The 17,421-nt window shown below is 67.8% G+C and carries 13 protein-coding genes; 11 read left to right on the top strand and 2 right to left on the bottom strand.

Annotated features, from left to right (window positions below; all coding sequences use genetic code 11):
- Positions 1–71 precede the first annotated feature (71 nt).
- From bamA to ACT9F5_RS00040, 6 genes are all read left to right on the top strand, one after another.
- On the top strand, positions 72–2,555 hold the full coding sequence (gene bamA, locus ACT9F5_RS00065; RefSeq protein ID WP_445117927.1) for an outer membrane protein assembly factor BamA: 2,484 nt from the start codon (positions 72–74) through the stop codon (positions 2,553–2,555).
- A gap of 38 nt (positions 2,556–2,593) precedes the next feature.
- A complete protein-coding gene (gene lpxD, locus ACT9F5_RS00060) occupies positions 2,594–3,613 on the top strand; it encodes a UDP-3-O-(3-hydroxymyristoyl)glucosamine N-acyltransferase (RefSeq protein ID WP_445117926.1) in 1,020 nt (339 codons plus the stop codon).
- Complete coding sequence (gene fabZ, locus ACT9F5_RS00055) at positions 3,610–4,062, top strand: 3-hydroxyacyl-ACP dehydratase FabZ (protein ID WP_445117925.1); 453 nt, start codon at positions 3,610–3,612, stop codon at positions 4,060–4,062. Before lpxD ends, fabZ begins: the two co-directional genes overlap by 4 nt.
- Positions 4,059–4,844 (top strand): acyl-ACP--UDP-N-acetylglucosamine O-acyltransferase, encoded by a 786-nt coding sequence (lpxA, locus tag ACT9F5_RS00050; protein ID WP_445117924.1) that lies wholly within the window; start codon positions 4,059–4,061, stop codon positions 4,842–4,844. Before fabZ ends, lpxA begins: the two co-directional genes overlap by 4 nt.
- A 227-nt stretch (positions 4,845–5,071) precedes the next feature.
- Positions 5,072–6,310, top strand: a complete 1,239-nt coding sequence (gene lpxB, locus ACT9F5_RS00045) for a lipid-A-disaccharide synthase (RefSeq protein ID WP_445117923.1) — start codon at positions 5,072–5,074, stop codon at positions 6,308–6,310.
- Positions 6,297–6,932, top strand: coding sequence for a ribonuclease HII (locus tag ACT9F5_RS00040; protein WP_445117922.1), 636 nt, complete (start codon positions 6,297–6,299; stop codon positions 6,930–6,932). The genes lpxB and ACT9F5_RS00040 overlap by 14 nt, the downstream gene beginning before the upstream one ends.
- Here ACT9F5_RS00040 and ACT9F5_RS00035 read toward each other — a convergent pair.
- Positions 6,916–7,323 carry a hypothetical protein gene (locus ACT9F5_RS00035; protein ID WP_445117921.1) on the bottom strand — a complete coding sequence of 136 codons (408 nt, stop codon included), beginning with the start codon at positions 7,321–7,323 and terminating at the stop codon, positions 6,916–6,918. The two genes, ACT9F5_RS00040 and ACT9F5_RS00035, sit on opposite strands and share 17 nt — an antisense overlap.
- A gap of 56 nt (positions 7,324–7,379) precedes the next feature.
- Positions 7,380–9,593: a tetratricopeptide repeat protein gene (locus tag ACT9F5_RS00030; RefSeq protein ID WP_445117920.1), complete on the bottom strand. Its 2,214-nt coding sequence runs from the start codon at positions 9,591–9,593 to the stop codon at positions 7,380–7,382.
- Positions 9,594–9,734: 141 nt separating this feature from the next.
- Here ACT9F5_RS00030 and ACT9F5_RS00025 point away from each other — a divergent pair, with 141 nt between their 5' ends.
- The 5 genes from ACT9F5_RS00025 to ACT9F5_RS00005 all read left to right on the top strand — a co-directional run bounded on the left by ACT9F5_RS00025 (position 9,735) and on the right by ACT9F5_RS00005 (position 16,340).
- Complete coding sequence (locus ACT9F5_RS00025; RefSeq protein ID WP_445117919.1) at positions 9,735–10,391, top strand: hypothetical protein; 657 nt, start codon at positions 9,735–9,737, stop codon at positions 10,389–10,391.
- Between the two features lie 280 nt (positions 10,392–10,671).
- The gene (locus ACT9F5_RS00020) at positions 10,672–11,325 is read left to right on the top strand and encodes a hypothetical protein (protein ID WP_445117918.1); all 654 of its coding nucleotides are present in this window, start codon (positions 10,672–10,674) and stop codon (positions 11,323–11,325) included.
- A 45-nt stretch (positions 11,326–11,370) separates the two neighbouring features.
- The gene (locus tag ACT9F5_RS00015) at positions 11,371–12,045 is read left to right on the top strand and encodes a hypothetical protein (protein ID WP_445117917.1); all 675 of its coding nucleotides are present in this window, start codon (positions 11,371–11,373) and stop codon (positions 12,043–12,045) included.
- A 114-nt stretch (positions 12,046–12,159) separates the two neighbouring features.
- On the top strand, positions 12,160–15,711 hold the full coding sequence (gene dnaE / locus ACT9F5_RS00010; RefSeq protein WP_445117916.1) for a DNA polymerase III subunit alpha: 3,552 nt from the start codon (positions 12,160–12,162) through the stop codon (positions 15,709–15,711).
- A gap of 116 nt (positions 15,712–15,827) precedes the next feature.
- Positions 15,828–16,340, top strand: a complete 513-nt coding sequence (locus ACT9F5_RS00005; RefSeq protein ID WP_445117915.1) for a hypothetical protein — start codon at positions 15,828–15,830, stop codon at positions 16,338–16,340.
- Positions 16,341–17,421 lie beyond the last annotated feature (1,081 nt).

The following is a 17,421-nucleotide window of genomic DNA, read 5'->3' as shown; positions in this document are numbered from 1 at the left end:
CCTGCCTCGACGCCCTGCCCCGACCGACCCCGCGCCCGCGGGTGCCGCAAGACCCCCAACCGGACGTGATGATGACGCGACCCCTCCACCGCCGCCTGCTTGTCCTCGCCCTCGCCTCGGCGCTTTCCACGGTGCCGACGTTGCCCGCGCTGGCACAGACGGCCGCGGCCACGCCGGTCACCTCGTTCACCGTGAGCGACATCCGCGTCGACGGCCTGCAGCGCATTTCCGCCGGTACCGTCTTCACCTACCTGCCGATCGAACGCGGCGACACGGTCGACCAGTCGGCGGTCGGCGACGCGATCCGGGCGCTGTACCAGACCGGCTTCTTCGAGGACATCGACATCGGCCACCAGGGCAGCATCCTGGTCGTGACCGTGACCGAGCGTCCCGCGATCAACACCCTGACCCTGAGCGGCAACAAGGACCTGGAGACCGAGGACCTGCTCAAGGGCCTCAGCGACATCGGCCTGGCCGAGGGCAACACCTTCAACCAGCTCAGCCTCGATCGCGTCACCCAGGAACTGACCCGGCAGTACAACAACCGCGGCAAGTACAACGTCACGATCACCCCGACCGTGACCGCGTTGCCCCGCAACCGCGTCGATGTCGCGATCGCGATCGAGGAAGGCAAGGCCGCCAAGATCCGCCACATCAACCTGGTCGGCAACGAGATCTTCGAGGAGGAGGCGATCCTCGAAACCTGGGAATCCGGCGAGCACAACTGGCTGAGCTGGTACCGCAAGGACGACCAGTACTCGCGAGAGAAGCTGTCGGGCGACCTCGAGAAGCTCAACAACTACTACCTCGACCGCGGCTATGTCGACTTCAGCATCGACTCGACCCAGGTGTCGATGAGTCGCGACCGGCAGGACATGTTCATCACCGCCGGCCTCACCGAAGGCGAGCAGTACAAGATCTCCAGCGTCGAGGTCACCGGCGACACCGTGCTGCCGAAGGACCAGGTGGAGGCGATGGTGCTGGTCAAGCCCGACCAGATCTTCTCGCGGCGCCTGCTGGAAATCAGTTCCGACACGATCACCGCGACCCTCGGCAACGTCGGCTACGCATTCGCCCAGGTCAACCCGATCCCGGACGTGAACCGCGAGGACAAGACCGTCGGCATCAACATGCAGGTGTTGCCAGGTCCGCGCGTCAACGTCCGCCAGGTGCAGTTCAAGGGCAACTCGCGCACCGCCGACGAAGTACTGCGCCGCGAGATGCGCCAGTTCGAAGGCACCTGGTACTCGCAGGCCGCCATCGACCGTTCCAAGATCCGCCTGCAGGGCCTGGGCTACTTCGACACCGTCGACGTCGAGACCAAGCCGGTGCCGGGCACCAACGACCAGGTCGACGTGATCTACACCGTCAACGAGGTCGCCGCCGGCAGCTTCGTGTTCGGCCTGGGCTACTCGCAGCTGCAGGGCCTGAGCACGCAGGTCCAGCTGTCGCAGAACAACTTCCTCGGCACCGGCAACCGGATCGCCGTGCAGGCGCAGCGCAACGCCTACCTGCAGCGCTACGACTTCTCGTTCCTCAACCCCTACTTCACCGACAACGGCGTGTCGCTGGGCTACAACCTGCGCTGGAGCGAGTTCGACAACTCCGACTTCAACACCGCGCAGTTCTCCAGCACCAGCGGCGTCGGCCAGATGGTGCTGGGCATCCCGATCACCGAGACCGACAGCGTCACCGCGCTGCTGGGCCTCGACAGCAACCAGATCTTCGCGTTCCACGGCCGCACCCCGGAGCCGCTGGTCGACTACATCGACGCGATCGGCCAGCGCACGTTCCACTCCTGGCGCGGCGAGATCGGCTGGGGCCGAAACACGCTCAACAGCGCATTGACCCCGACCCGCGGCACCAACCAGCGCATCTGGCTGGAAGCGACCCTGCCCGGCTCGACGGTCGAGTACTTCAAGCTCAACTACAACTATTCGCGGTTCTGGCCACTGTCGCGGCACATGGTGCTCAACACCCGTGTCGAGCTCGGCTACGGCGACAACTACGACGACGCGGTGAGCCGCAACCTGTGCTTCACCGCGGGCAGCAGCGTCGACCATGACAACGACCCGGACACCCCGCCGGTGTTCCAGCCCGGCCCGGCGCCCACCGAGCCGTGCCTGACCGACTCGCCCGACTACGTCAAGACGGTCACCGCCGACGGCCTGCCGTTCTTCGAGAACTTCTACGCCGGCGGCGTGCGCTCGGTGCGCGGCTTCGTCGACAACACCCTCGGCCCGCGCCTGGCCGCGCTCGGCAGCCCGTACCTGCAGCCGGTCGGCGGCGCGTTCAAGACCGTCGGGTCGCTGGAGATGTTCTTCCCGAGCCTGATCGACAGCACCGCCGCGCGCGTGTCCGCGTTCGTCGACTTCGGCAACGTGTACAAGGACTTCGATGCCTTCGATGCGGGCGAACTGCGCGCTTCCACCGGCCTGGCGCTGATGTGGCGCTCGCCGATGGGACCGATCTCGATCAGCTATGCCTACCCCTTCAAGAAAGAGGAAGGCGACCGCCTCGAGCGCCTGCAGTTCACCTTCGGCGGCACGTTCTGACGGCGTCGTCCGCCGTCATGCCGCGTCAGCCGTCCAACATGCACACCGCAGCCGCCCTGGCCGAACGCTTCGCGCTCGGCCTCCGCGGCGATGGCTCGGTCGAAATCCATGGCGTCGGCACCCTCGCCGGCGCCGGCGCCGGGCAGCTCGCGTTCCTGGCCAATCCCCGATACCGCCCGCAACTGGCCGATACCCGTGCCAGCGTGGTCGTGATGGGCGAGCAGGATGCCGGGAAGTTGCCTGAAACCGGATTCGCCGGCGTGGCGCTGGTCGCGAAGGATCCGTATGCCGCATTCGCGCGCATGTCCGCGCTGTTCGAGCCGCAACCGGTCCGGGCTCCGGGCATCCATCCGTCCTGCGATATCGATCCGTCCGCCACGGTCGCCAACGACGCCCATGTCGGCGCATTCACCAGCATCGGTGCACGCAGCCGGATCGAATCCGGCGCGGTGCTGGGCCCGGGTTGCGTCATCGGCGACGATTGCGTGGTCGGTGCCGGCAGCGAGTTGATCGCCCGGGTCACCCTGGTCACGCGGGTCCGGCTCGGCCAGCGCGTGCGCATCCACCCCGGCGCGGTGCTCGGCGCCGACGGTTTCGGCCTGGCGATGGATGCCGGGCGCTGGCTCAAGGTGCCGCAACTGGGCGGCGTGGTGATCGGCGACGACTGCGAGATCGGCGCCAACACCACCATCGACCGCGGTGCGATCGAGGACACCGTGCTCGAGGAAGACGTGCGCCTCGACAACCAGATCCAGGTCGGCCACAACGTCCGCATCGGCGCGCACACCGCGATGGCCGGCTGCGCCGCGGTTGCCGGCAGCGCGAAGATCGGCCGCTACTGCCTGGTCGGCGGCGCCGCGGGCATCCTCGGCCACCTGGAAATCTGCGACCGCGTGGTGATCACCGCGATGAGCCTGGTCAGCAGTTCGATCCGCGAACCGGGCGAGTACTCTTCCGGGACCGGGTTGATGGACAATCGCAGCTGGCGCAAGAACGCCGCTCGCTTCAAGCAGCTCGACGAGCTGGCCCGCAAGATCAAGGGAAACCCGAAACAGTGAAGCTTCCGATCGACGTCCCAACCATCCAGGCGCTGCTGCCGCACCGCTACCCGTTCCTGCTGGTCGATCGCGTGGTCGAGCTGGAGCCCAACAAGCGCGTGCTGGCGTACAAGAACGTCACCGCCAACGAGAACTTCTTCAACGGCCACTTCCCCGGCCAGCCGGTGATGCCGGGCGTGCTGGTGGTCGAGGCGCTGGCCCAGGCCGGCGGATTGTTGACCCAGTTGTCGCGCGATGGCGACACCGCCCAGGCCAAGCTGTTCTACCTGGTCAAGATCGACAACGCGAAGTTCTCCCGGATGGTGGTGCCCGGCGACCGCCTCGACCTCGAAGTGACCCTCAAGCGCACCATCCGCAACATGGCGCTGTACGAAGGCGTCGCCCGGGTCGACGGCGAGCAGGCCGCCTGCGCCGACATCCTCTGCGCCGAGGTCAAGCCGGAGGCATGAGCGCGCCCCTCATCCATCCCAGCGCGGTGGTCGAGCCGGGCGCCCGGCTTGGCGACGGCGTGCGGGTGGGGGCTTTCAGTTACGTCGGCGCCGACGTCGAGATCGGTGACGGCACCTCGGTCGGCCCGCATTGCAGCATCCACGGCCCGACCCGGATCGGTAGCGACAACCGGATCCACGGCCATGCCGCGATCGGCGGCGACCCGCAGGACAAGAAGTACGGCGGCGAGCGCGTCGAACTGGTAATCGGCGACCGCAACACCATCCGCGAGTTCGTCACCATCAACCGCGGCACCGGCGCCGGCGGCGGCTGCACCCGCATCGGCGACGACAACTGGCTGCTGGCCTACACCCACATCGCCCACGACTGCAGCGTCGGCGACCACTGCGTGTTCTCCAACAACGCGACGCTGGCCGGCCACGTCGGGATCGGCGACCACGTGATCCTCAGCGGCTTCGTCGGCATCCACCAGTTCTGCCGGATCGGCGCGCATGCGTTCATCGGCATGGGCGCGTTCGTCAACGGCGACGTGCCGCCGTTCGTGATGGTCGCCCAGGAAGGCTACGGCCGCCCCCGCGGGATCAACAGCGAAGGGCTCAAGCGCCGCGGCTTCGATGCCGAACGGATCAGCGCGATCAAGCGCGCCTACCGGACGCTGTACGTGGCCGGAAGTTCGCTCGACGAAGCGCGGGCCAAACTGGCCGAACTGGCCGGCGACAGCGACGATGTGCGCGCGCTGCTGGAGTTCATCGAGGCCTCCGAACGTCCGCTGCTGCGCTAGGCCGCGGCGTCCCACTTCGGCTTATCTAGTTGGAATCCGCGCGGTTTCCGTCCCTCGTGCCTTTGTAGGAGCGGCTTCAGCCGCGATCGGGCAATCGTTCGCCCATGCCGACTCCGGATCGCGGCTGAAGCCGCTCCTACATAAAGCCCACCCGATGCGGGCATAAGCAACCGGGTGTGGGCATGCCCTAGAATCACTCCGCCCCCGTTCCCCCGCGTGCCCGCCCCTTGGACATTTTCGACGACCCCGTCCCGACCCGCGCCAAGCGCATCGTGCTGGTCGCGGGCGAAGCGTCCGGCGACCTGCTCGGTGCCGGCCTGATCGAGCAGTTGCGCCAGCGCTGGCCGGCGGCCGAGATCGTCGGTATCGGCGGCGAGGCGATGCGCGAGGCAGGCATGGAGACCTGGCACGATGCCTCCGAACTGGCAGTCATGGGTCTGGCCGAAGTGCTGCGCCACCTGCCGCGCCTGCTCAAGCTGCGCCGCGAGTTGCGCCAGCGGGTGCTCGACTGGCAACCCGACGTGTTCATCGGCATCGACGCGCCCGACTTCAACCTCGGCGTCGAAAAATGGCTGAAGCAGCGCGGCATACGCACCGTGCACTACGTCAGCCCCTCGGTCTGGGCGTGGCGCGAGAAACGCGCCGAGAAGATCGGCCTCAGCGCCGACCGGGTGCTGTGCCTGTTCCCGATGGAGCCGGAGATCTACGCCCGGCACGGTGTCGATGCGCGCTTCGTCGGTCATCCGCTGGCTGACGAGATGCCGTTGCAGCCCGACCGCGGCAACGCCCGCGCGGCCCTCGGCATCGACCCGCTACCGCCGCTGCTTGCGCTGCTCCCCGGCTCCCGGGTCGGCGAGATCGAACGGCTCGGTGCCGACTTCCTTGCCGCCGCCGCACGCGTGCTGGCCGAACAGCCCGACCTCCGGATCGTCGTGCCGATGGCCAACCCGCAGGCCCACGAAGCCTTCAAACGCGTGCTCGCCGCGCACCCGGACCGCGACGCCCTGGCACCAGCACTGCGCGAGATCAGCGGCCAGGCGCGCACCCTGATGATCGCCAGCGACGTGATCTTGCTGGCGTCCGGTACCGCGACGCTGGAGGCGATGCTGGCCAAGCGGCCGATGGTGGTCGGTTACAAGGTCGCGCCATTGACCTATCGCATGGTCAAGGGCCTGGGCATGCTCAAGGTCGACCACTACGCCTTGCCCAACGTGCTGGCCGGCGAATGCGTGGTGCCGGAGCTGATGCAGCACGATTGCACCCCTGACAACCTGGCCCGCGAAATCCTGCGCTGGCTGCGCGACCCGGCCGCGGTGGCCGCACTGCAACCGCGGTTCCTCGCCCTGCACCGGCAACTGCGCTGCGACGCCTCGACGCAGGCGGCCGACGCCGTGGTCGATCTGGTCGTCGAGCCCATGGTCGAACCCGTGCCCGAACCGGTGGCCTCGAACGATGCCGGGCGCTGACGGCCAGTTCACCCTCGACCTCGCGGTCGCCCGCGGCGCGCAACGCATCGCCGGCGTCGACGAAGCCGGCCGTGGCCCGCTGGCCGGGCCGGTGGTGGTCGCCGCGGTCGTGTTCGGTCCTGGCCGCACCCCGGTCAACGGCCTCAACGACTCCAAGCAGCTCAACGCACGACGCCGCGAAACCCTGTACGAGCGCATCGTCGAGCGCGCACTGGCCTGGCACGTGGTCGCGGTGGAGGTCGAGGAGATCGACCGCATCAACATCTTCCAGGCGACGATGCTCGGCATGCGCCGCGCCGTCGAGGGCGTGCTGCACGTCGCCGAACTGGCGCGCATCGACGGCAACGCCCTGCCGCACGGCCTGCCCTGCCCGGCCGAGGCGTGGATCGGCGGCGATGCCCGCGACCGCGCGATCATGGCCGCATCGATCCTCGCCAAGGTCAGCCGCGACCGCATGATGGTCGCGCTGCACGAGCAATGGCCGCAGTACGGGTTCGCCGACCACAAGGGCTACTCGACCCCCGCGCACCTGTCCGCGCTCACCGCCCACGGTCCGTGCCCGCACCACCGCCGCAGTTTCGCTCCGGTGCGCGCCGCGTCGGCCGTCAGCGCGCCCGGATGATGATGGCGGGGTCGACGCCGCCGGTGGCGGTCAGGATTTCGTAGTTGTAGGTGCCGCTGGCATTGCGGGCGGTCAGCACGATTTTCTGGCGGCCACCCCTCGACGTCGAGTTCAGCGACCGGGCCGCGCGCGGCCCGGCCGGGCTGGCAGCGCTGGTGAACCGTATCTGGAACCCGTCCGCGCCGGGTGCTCCGCGCCAGGTGACCGCCGTGTCCGGATCCACCTCGCAGACCGGGGGCGGCGCGCCCACGTCGATGTATACGGACGGCGCTCCCGCGGAATCGGCGCATGGCACGCCATCGGCATCGGGCGTCGGCCCGTCGTCGCGCGTGGGTCCTGACGTACCACATCCAGCCAGCATGAAGACGCCGGCCAACGCTGCCAATTTCATGTGCATGGGGATGCTCCCTGTGACGCCTGCGGGATGCAGGCCTGGTTTACCGGGTCCTACCGTGCGTCGTCGCCCGGCTGCGCCGCGGCGGGACTGTCGAGCAGTGGCCCCAGGGCCGGCGCCGCCTGGATCCGGTCCGCCGCGACCTTTTCGTCGCGTGCCGTCGCCAGCCGCTGGCGCGCGCCGGCCTTGTCGCCAAGCAGCGCCAGTGCCTGCGCGGCGAGGAACGCGACCTCGCCGCGCTCGGTCGCCAGCGCCTCGGCCCGGGCGATGTGCTCCCGCGCGCCCGCGGCATCGCCCAGGCTGGCCAGGTAGAACCCGAGCAGCGCCTGTGCCTGCGCGTCCTCGGACTTGACCGCCAGATAGTCCCGGGCCATCCGTGCAGCGCGCGCGTACGGTTCGCGTGCCTGCGCCTTGGTAGCCGGATCGGCGGCCAGCGCATCGCCGATGTTGCCCCAGATGCGGTAGTCGGTCGGGTCGAGCGCGGCAGCGCGCCGGTACAGGCCGGCGGCATCGGCGTACGCACCCTGGGCGTATCGAAGCGTGCCCAGGTTGCTCAATGCCTCATAGCCTGGCTTGATCGCCAGCGACCGCTGGAAAGCATCGGCGGCGCGCACGTTGTCGCCTTCCACCAGATACAGGCCACCCAGGCTGCTCCACAGGCTCGGATCGTCGGGCTGCAGGCTGGTTGCAGTGCGGAACGACTCGATCGCGTCGGCGGGGCTGCCATTGAGGTACTGGTGGTAGCCCAGCTCGCGGTAGACCAGTGCGTCGCCGGGCCGCAACTGGCGGGCGAGGTCGAAGTATTCCAGCGCGAGCTCGTTGTTGCCCTGCTCGCTCTGCACCCGCGCCAGCCCGACATAGGCGGACGGACGCAGGCCGAGGTCGTCGAGCGCGAGGGTGTATTGCTCGTTGGCCTGCGCGTACTCGCCGCGCGCACGATGCATCTCGCCCAGCGCCAGGCTGACCTCGCGCAGGTGCGGGTCCATGCCGGCGGCCTGCTTGCAGGCGTCCTGCGCCCGTTCAAAGGCCGGGGCATCGCGCGCGCCCTCGAACCGGATGATCTCGGCGCGACATATGCCGGCCTGCGCGCGGGCGAACCCGGCATCGACGGCGAGGGCCTGGCCGAAGAAGCCGATCGCCTTGTCGAGGTAGTCCTCCTCACCGACCGACCGGAGTTGCCGCTGGCCTTTCAGGTAGGCCTCGTACGCGCCCAGGTCCCGGGTCGGGGCCAGCCGCGCCAGTACGCGCGGCGGTGGCGGCAGCACGCCCGGCAACGCCTGGACCACTTCGCTGGCGATTTCGCGCTGGACGGCAAACACGTCGTTGGCCTCGCGGTCGTAGCTCTCACTCCACAACGTGAAACCGGTGGCGGTGTCGGACAGGCGCGCATTCACGCGCAACCGGCTGCCCTCGCGCCGGACGCTGGCATCGAGCACGGTCGCCACCCCGAGCTGCTGGCCCAGTGCCTTCAGGTCGGGGCTTCCGGTTTGGCCCTGCGACGGCCGGCTACCCGCGGAGGCCACCTTGAGGCCGGGGACACCGGCCAGCGCATCGTGCATCTCCACCGCCAGGCCTTCGGCGAAATAGCGGTCGTCGGCGTTGTCGCTGAGGCTGGTGAACGGCAACACCGCGATCGAGGCTTCGCCCGGGCCCGGGGGCGCCGCGCGGTGGTCGAACCATGCCAGTCCCAGAAGCCCGACAGCCAGCACCACGGTGGCGACGAGCCAGGCCCGGGGGGATCCCAGCCGCCAACGGGATTTCGATCTTGATCGCGATCGCAGCGCGGGTTGCCGATCGTCGTTCTCCGCCGGCAGCGTCGCAATGGGCGCTGCGACCGACGGCAGCGCGGCGGGCACGACGACGGGCGGTTGCGGCGCCACCCCGGCCACCACGGCGTCGGGCTCCGGTTCCGCGGGCAGCCCCTCGAGCCCGCCGATGAACCGGTACCCCAGCGCATGCTGGGTCTGGATGAACCGGGGTTCGTGCGGATGGTCGTCGAGCGCGGCGCGCAGCTGGGCGATCGCCCGGGTCAGCACCCCGGGGGTGACATGGCGATGGCCCCAGACCGTGTCGAGCAGCTGGTCGCGGCCGACCAGTTCACCGGCGTGCTGCAGCAATACCAGCAGCACTGCGAACGCCTTCGGCTCGATCGGCTGCGGCTGGCCATCGCGGACCAGCGTATGCGCCGCCGTGTCCACGACGATCCCGCCAAAGCGGTAGCACACGCCCGGCGACGGGTGTTCTCCCGTGACTCCTCTCGGATCCATCGGCAAAACCTCATGAAGACCTCGCCAACCTGCGTCAAAGGTGGCGAAAGACTCCCCCGGACATCATGACTCATCCGCGGCCGCGGCGGAATCTGGCCCTGCGACGAATCCCCGCCGCTCACCTCCCCGGAGAAAACCGCCATGAACGCCATCCTCGCCACCGCCCGCCCGTTGCCGACCGTCCTGCAGCAGCCCGTCATCCCGGCCACCCGGCCCATCCAGCGCCGGCGCCGCAGCCACGTCGGCGGTTTCCGCCTCGCGCCGATGGAGGTCGACCGCTTCAATACGTTCCTGGTCTCGCTCGGCCGCAGCCAGGCGCCGTACGACTGCGACCAGCTGGCCACCGCCGCGCGTGAATTGTGCGACTGCAGCACCGGGATCGCGCCGATCATCGGTTTCCAGATGCGCCGTGCCGCGGCCGCCGCCCTGATGGTCGGCGACCTCGCGTGGGATGCCGACAACGACGCCCGAACCGTCGCGTCGCGCGTGGTCGACTATGTCCGCGCCGGCAACGACCTGATCCCCGACCAGTTGCCCAGGGTCGGCCGGCTGGACGACGCCATCGTCATCGAGACCGCCTGGCCGCTGCTTTCGGTCGAAGTCGACGAGTACCTGGGCTACCGCCGCCTGCGCCGCATCGAGGCCCGCCTGCGTGGTTGCGCGACCGGCGACTTCGACTTCACCCGCGAGCAGTCGCAACAGGCCTTCCGCGCCGAGGCCGCGTTGGCCGCGCACCAGCGCGCGGTGCGCGAACAGTCCTACCTGCCGGCCCCGGGATCGCGGTTCCAGGTGCATTGAACGATGAACAGGCATGCCCACGGTGGCGACGATTCAGCGGCGGTTTCGGAAACATCGTCGTCGCCCCGGGCAGAGCCCGTCGGACCGGGCCCCACGCAGGCATAGGCCCGTTGTCACCCCCACTTTGGGAACAGGGACAAGCGTGTTTCAACGGAGCAGCATGGAGTCGCATCCAATGATTCCTGCAGGGATGTTTTCCAAAGGACTGGAGGGTCGCGTGCCCCGCCGGCCGACGCGCGTCCCCGCCATCGCGGCCGACACAGCGAGGTGTGCCATGCGCATGTCAATGCCCACGCCGACTGCCGACCCGCTGCCGTATTTCGTCCGCGGTGCCAACGACGACTTCAGCCGCGACGGCCAGCCCGGCGACAACGCCCAAACCCGTGCCAGCGTGAAGTTGAAGGGCGAAGCCATCGCCCGTTTCGACGCGCTGCTGCATGAAATCCACCCCGACGCCGCGCGCGTCGACCCCGACCGCCTGCAGCACCTGATGAGCTGGCTGCTGTCGTTGCCGGCCACGCGCGCCCACGACGTCCTCGACCGCCGCCTGCGCCGGCTCGAAGGCCTGCGCGCGATGCTCGATGACTCCGACTGGGACACCAGCGACGCGATCCGCGCACGCGTGCTCAAGTTGCTGGACTACGTCGACCGCGACGACGACCTGATCGCCGACCACGAGCCGATGCTCGGCCTGCTCGACGACGTGCTGCTGATCGAACTGGCCTGGCCGGCGTTCTCGGCCGAAGCCGAGGAGTACCGCGACTTCTGCACCTACCGCGACGACGAGCACCCCGTCGGCAGCGGCGAGTCGCAACGCCACGCATGGGTCCGCGACCGCCTGGCCGAGATCGCGCTGTGGCAGCACCACGCGCGCGTCAACGACAGCCAGTACGCGCATTCCGGCGACCCGCCGCTGCTGTTCCGGGTCGGCTGACCCGGTCCTTCCATCCATGGACGGTCCGCACGCCGAGGCAACCCCATGAACATTCCACTCGCCGCCATCGCCCCGCTCCCCGAAGCCCTGGCACGCCCCGGCCTCAACGGCAGCGGCCGCCGCCACCGCATCGGCCAGCACGACATCGACCCCGGCATCCTCCGGCACTTCAACGACCTGCTCGCGCAGATCGACCTCGACCACGTCGCGCTCGACCGCGACCAGGTCGCCAGCGCGGCACGCGAGCTGGTCGATCGGCATGTCGACCGGAGCGTCGACGAACGTGTCGAAGGCATCGCCCCGCCGTGCATCCGCCAGCGCATGCGGCGCGCCGGTGCGATCGACCTGATGTTCCACGACCCGGAATGGGACGCGCGGCCGTCGCCCGCGTTCGCCGCCCGGCTGGTGGTCGACTACATCCGCGGCAGCGTCGGCGTGATCCCGAACGCGCTGCCCGTGGTTGGCCGGCTCGACGACGCAGTCATGGTCGAAACCGCCTGGCCGCAGGCCGCGACCGAAGTCCGCGACTACCTGGATTTCTGCCGGTTGCGCCGGATCGAGGCCGAGCTGCGCAACGAACGCCGGCTGCACTTCGGCTTCACCCGTGCCGACTGGGTCGCCGCCCGGCAGGCCGAAGCCGAGTGGATCGCGCATTGCCGGCGGGTCGCCACCAGCACCTATGTCCCCGCGGGTGGGGCGCGGGGGTTCCGGGTCAACTAGCCCGACGACCCGGCCGTCGCGCCGCGGCCCTGCGCCAGGCGACTGTCAAGCCTTGTCCGCCCGACCCGGGCTGATACTCTGGCCGTTGCCCTGTGAGGCCCGGCAACAGCACGAATGTCAGCGCGTTTCATCCACCTGCACCTGCACAGCGAATTCTCGCTCGTCGACTCCACCATCCGGATCGGCGAGCTGGTCAAACGCTGCGTGGCCCTTGACCAGCCCGCGGTCGCACTGACCGACGTCAACAACCTGTTCGCCACGGTCAAGTTCTACCGCAAGGCCGAGTCCGCTGGCATCAAGCCGATCATCGGCGCCGACATCGAGCTGGCCGACGGCAACGAAACGCCCTCGCGGATGACCCTGCTGTGCCGCGACCGCGACGGCTACCTGACCCTGTCACGCCTGCTCAGCCGGATGTGGATGGAAGGCCACCGCACCGACGGCGTCGCGCTGCGGCCCGAGTGGCTGCGCGAGGACAACGCCGGCCTGTTCGCACTGGCCGGGCGTCAGAGCCTCGCCGGCCGGCTCGCGACCGGCAGCCGCCCCGAACTGGCCGAAGCCTGGCTGGCCGACTGGCAGGGCAGCTTCGGCGACCGCCTGCACCTGGAACTGACCCGCACCGGCCGGCCCGACGAGGACGCGTTCAACACCTTCGCCCTGCACGCCTCCAGCAAGCGCGGGCTGCCGGTGATCGCCAGCAACGACGCCCGCTTCCTCGACTTCGACGGCTTCGAGGCGCACGAGGCGCGCGTCTGCATCTCCACCGGCCGCGTGCTCGACGACCCCAAGCGCCCGAAGGACTACAGCGCCGAGCAGTACCTCAAGTCGTCCGAGCAGATGGCGGAGCTGTTCGCCGACGTGCCCGACGCGATCGACAACACCCTCGCGCTGGCGATGCGCTGCAACGTCGAGATGAAGCTCGGCGAATACGCGCTGCCGGCGTTCCCGGTGCCGAGCGAACACACCATCGAAAGCTGGCTGCGCAACGCCTCGCGCGAAGGCCTGGCCAAGCGGCTGGAAACCGCGCCGCTGGCCGAGGGCAAGAGCCGCGAGGTCTACGACGCGCGGCTGGAAACCGAGCTCGACGTCATCATCAAGATGGGCTTCCCCGGCTACTTCCTGATCGTCGCGGACTTCATCAACTGGGGCAAGGAACAGGGCATCCCGGTCGGCCCCGGCCGCGGTTCCGGTGCCGGCTCGCTGGTGGCGTGGGCGCTGGGCATCACCGACCTCGACCCGCTGCCGTACGACCTGCTGTTCGAGCGCTTCCTCAACCCCGAGCGCGTGTCGATGCCCGACTTCGACATCGACTTCTGCATGGACCGCCGCGACGAGGTGATCGACTACGTCGCGCGCAAGTACGGCCGCGACCGGGTCAGCCAGATCATCACCTACGGCACGATGGCAGCCAAGGCCGTGGTGCGCGATTGCGGCCGCGTGCTCGGCCACCCGTACGGCTTCGTCGACGGCATCGCCAAGCTGATCCCGCTGACGCTCGGCATCAGCCTCGACGACGCACTGGGTGAAAGCGAGGCGTCGCAGAAGAACCCCGCGCTGGCCTCGACCGACCTGATCGAGCGTTACCACCGCGAGGACGATGTCCGCGACCTGCTCGACCTCGCCCGCAGCCTCGAAGACCTCACCCGCAACGCCGGCAAGCACGCCGGCGGCGTGGTCATCGCGCCCAGTCAGCTGAGCGACTTCTGCCCGCTGTTCGCCGAACACGACGGCGAAGGCCGCGGCAAGAGCCCCGTCACCCAGTTCGACAAGGACGACGTCGAAGCCGTCGGCCTGGTCAAGTTCGACTTCCTGGGCCTGCGCACGCTGACGATCATCGACTGGGCGGTGAAGGCCATCAACGTCCGCCGCGCCAAGGCCGGCGAAGACGCGCTCGACATCACCACCCTGCCGCTGGACGACAAGGCCACCTACGAGCTGTTCGCCCGCGGCGAAGGCGTCGCCGTCTTCCAGTTCGAATCGCGCGGCATGCGCGAGCTGCTCAAGCGCGCCCAGCCCGACACCTTCGAGGACATCATCGCCCTCGCCGCCCTGTTCCGCCCCGGCCCGCTCGGCTCCGGCATGGACAAGGACTGGGTCGACCGCAAGCACGGCCGCGCCGAGGTCAGCTACCCGCACCCGTCGCTTGAACCGGTGCTGGCGCCGACCTACGGCGTCATCGTCTACCAGGAACAGGTGATGCAGATCGCCCAGGTCCTGGCCGGCTACTCGCTGGGCGGCGCCGACCTGCTGCGGCGCGCGATGGGCAAGAAGAAAGCCGAAGAGATGGCCAAGGAGCGCGCCAAGTTCGAGAGCGGCTGCGCCGAACGCGGCATCCCCGCAAAGATCGCCAGCCCGATCTTCGATTTGATGGAGAAGTTCGCCGAGTACGGCTTCAACAAGTCGCACTCGGCCGCCTACGCACTGGTCGCCTACCAGACCGCCTGGCTGAAGGTGCACTACCCGGCCGAGTTCATGGCCGCGGTGCTGTCGTCGGACATGGACAACACCGACAAGGTCACCGGGTTCCTGGACGAGTGCCGGGTGATGGGCCTGACCGTGCTGCCGCCGGACGTGGACGCATCGGCGTACATGTTCGAAGCGACCGAGGGCATGTCGCTCGACGGCTCGCAAGCGAGCCGCGGCACCATCCGTTACGGCCTAGGCGCGGTGAAGGGCGTCGGCCGCGGCGCCTGCGAAGCGATCGTCGAAGCCCGCCGCGCCGGCCCGTTCAATGACCTGCTGGACTTCTGCAAGCGCGTCGACAGCGGCAAGCTCAACCGCCGCGCACTGGAAGCGCTGACCCACGCCGGCGCCCTCGACAAGCTCGGCCGCAATCGCGCCAGCCTGATGCTGCAACTGCCCGAAGTGGTGCGCGCCACCGAGCAGATCGCCCGCGAACGCGAAGCCGGACAGGTCAGCCTGTTCGGCGGTGGCGGCGACAGCGCCCCCGCACTGCGGCTGGAACTGAAGGAAACCGACGAGTTCCCGCTCGCCCAACTGCTCAACGGCGAACGCGAAACCCTCGGCCACTACCTCAGCGGCCACCCGTTCGACCCCTACCGCGAAGAACTCCACGGCCTGACTGGCCATCATCTCGGCGACCTCGAGAAGATATGGGAGAACCGCCCCGAGTCCGCCCGCAGCGGCTGGCGCCCGGAACTGGAAACCGTCGTCGCCGGCCAGGTCGTCGCCATCCGCAAGAAAGGCGACGCGCAGATGTTCGTGCAGATCGAGGACGGCCGCGGCCGCCTGGAATGCGCCTTCTTCTCCGAGACCTACAGCGAGTTCGCCAGCCTGCTGACCCGCGACCGCCTGCTGGTGATCCAAGGCGGTCTGCGCGAGGACGCATTCAGCGGTGGATTCGCACTGAAAGCGCAGCGCTGCTGGGATTACGGGCAGATCTGCGCGCAGCACGCCAAGCGATTGTCGCTAAGGCTGGATTTGCGCGTGCCGGGGATTTGGAGCAGGGTCGACGAGTTGCTGGCGAAGCATCGGCCCGGTTCGACGCCGATCCGCGTTGACCTGATCAAGGCGGGGGCCGCGGGGATGCTGGATTTGAATGGCAGCCATTCGGTAAGGGTGGATGCCGAGCTGGTGGGGATGTTGAAGGCGATGCCTGGGGTGAAGGCGGTGAAGCTGGCGCTGGGGCGGCCCTGGGGGGGATAACACGCGGAGCTGTCGTGTTATCACTTATCACCTCGATATTGCGGTCTTTGTGTCCGATAAAGCGGATAGCACCGCAATTTCGGGATCTATTAAGAGTTAGGCCTTATGGGGGCATCGTGGACATGTTTCTGAAAATCTGGGCGATCGGCGGCCCTCTTCTTACCGCGGTAGTGAGCGCGCTCTGGGCTCGCCATGTACAGGTCCAAGATCGCGACCATCAGCGCAGTCTCACAACAACTGCTCGCCAGGCAGCAATCGAGGATCGTAATGCGCAGTTCACCGCCGAACGGGCGAAAATCTATGCGGCAGAAGCGAAAGCTGCCTTTTCTGGGCTGCTAGCTATTGCTCATCACTATGCAATGGCCAATGACCAGCAGCCGGCTAACAGCGGGCTCGCTCTCGCCGAGGCTGGAACCCTACTGCACGAGAGATATTCGGCTGCCGCCCTTGTGGGCAACACGGCCACCTCAGTCGCGTGCTACGAGCTATGTCGCGCAGCAGCGCGTATGCCAGAAAACGTTGATGAGAACGGCGTCTTCACGAACGAAGCCACGGAGACGTTCACTGAAGCGAGACAGAGGTTCGTTGAGGCGGTGCATGACTATTTGGAGTCTCTGGCTAAGGCCTAACAATTCGTTCAAGCCGAACTTGCTTCGTTACACCAAAGCCATGGCAGAAAAAGCTTGCCATGGCTTTGGCTCCACTACGCAAGTCGGCTTAACTCAGGCGTTAGGCGGCACTGGAGACTATGGATAGGACTCGCAACAAATTCCTCATCGCTGGCGCGGTGCTCAGTGCCATTGCTGCCCTGCTACACGTTGGGTGCATTGTGTTCGGTGCGCCTTGGTACCGCTTTCTCGGTGCCGGCGAGCAGATGGCACAGATGGACCTGGCCGGACATTGGTATCCCCCTGTCGCATCATTGGTCATTACGTCCATCTTGCTGGTTTGGTCTCTCTACGCCTTGTCTGGCGCGGGCGTCATCCGCAAGCTGCCGCTTACTCGCTTGGCGCTGTGCGCTATCACTGGCGTCTACTTGCTACGCGGAGTGGCCTTTACTCCGCTCATGGCGTACTTCCCCGGCAACAGCGCTACATTCTGGTTCTGGAGCTCGGCCATCTGCCTATCTTTCGGCGTTGTCCATCTCGTCGGGCTTCGGCAAGTCTGGGGGCGCTTGTGAGTCGGGTGCCACCTAACAATTCGTTCAAGCCGAACTTGCTTCGCTCCACCAACAACATGGCAGGAAAAGCTTGCCATGTTGTCGGCTCCGCTACGCAAGTCGGCTTAACTCAGGCGTTAGGCCCCACATGCCGCAACTCGTGATCTCCGCAGTAGCGCTCATCGGCGTCCTTTGCACGCTCGTGTACTTGCATGCTCTCTTTCGGTTGCACGGCGTCATCGCTGCTGAAAGGCCGGAGTGGGTCAGTGTTCGCGGAGCCTTGGACTTTTTCTACACCGGCTTCCCTCGTGCAGCCAATCCAAACGTCGGCGCCGAGGTAGTGAAGGTGGCCTTCAGTTCAAGGGCACGTCAGCTCACTTCATGCGCTGCTGTGCGCTACGTGCGTCGCATACGACTCTGCTTGCCCCTGGGGGTCGCCTGCTATCTTGTGCTGGCATTTGCAGGCTTCTAGGGTGGGGGGTGAATTCAACCACCAAGTGCGACAACCCTCAGCCGCCGAATAGGCGTTGTTTTGGTGTTTCGTAGCCATA

The organism is Lysobacter sp. F6437, assembly GCF_052547215.1.
Note: the sequence above shows the minus strand (reverse complement) of the source record. Positions and strands in the feature narration are given on the sequence as shown.

Bases quoted from the DNA above. Each gene is read 5' to 3' on its own strand.
- bamA (WP_445117927.1), top strand. From the start codon at position 72: ATGACGCGACCCCTCCACCGCCGCCTGCTTGTCCTCGCCCTCGCCTCG.
- lpxA (WP_445117924.1), top strand. From the start codon at position 4,059: ATGAGCGCGCCCCTCATCCATCCCAGCGCGGTGGTCGAGCCGGGCGCC.
- ACT9F5_RS00015 (WP_445117917.1), top strand. From the start codon at position 11,371: ATGAACATTCCACTCGCCGCCATCGCCCCGCTCCCCGAAGCCCTGGCA.
- ACT9F5_RS00035 (WP_445117921.1), bottom strand. From the start codon at position 7,323: ATGAAATTGGCAGCGTTGGCCGGCGTCTTCATGCTGGCTGGATGTGGT.
- ACT9F5_RS00020 (WP_445117918.1), top strand. From the start codon at position 10,672: ATGTCAATGCCCACGCCGACTGCCGACCCGCTGCCGTATTTCGTCCGC.
- ACT9F5_RS00030 (WP_445117920.1), bottom strand. From the start codon at position 9,593: ATGGATCCGAGAGGAGTCACGGGAGAACACCCGTCGCCGGGCGTGTGC.
- dnaE (WP_445117916.1), top strand. From the start codon at position 12,160: ATGTCAGCGCGTTTCATCCACCTGCACCTGCACAGCGAATTCTCGCTC.
- lpxD (WP_445117926.1), top strand. From the start codon at position 2,594: ATGCACACCGCAGCCGCCCTGGCCGAACGCTTCGCGCTCGGCCTCCGC.
- ACT9F5_RS00025 (WP_445117919.1), top strand. From the start codon at position 9,735: ATGAACGCCATCCTCGCCACCGCCCGCCCGTTGCCGACCGTCCTGCAG.
- ACT9F5_RS00040 (WP_445117922.1), top strand. From the start codon at position 6,297: ATGCCGGGCGCTGACGGCCAGTTCACCCTCGACCTCGCGGTCGCCCGC.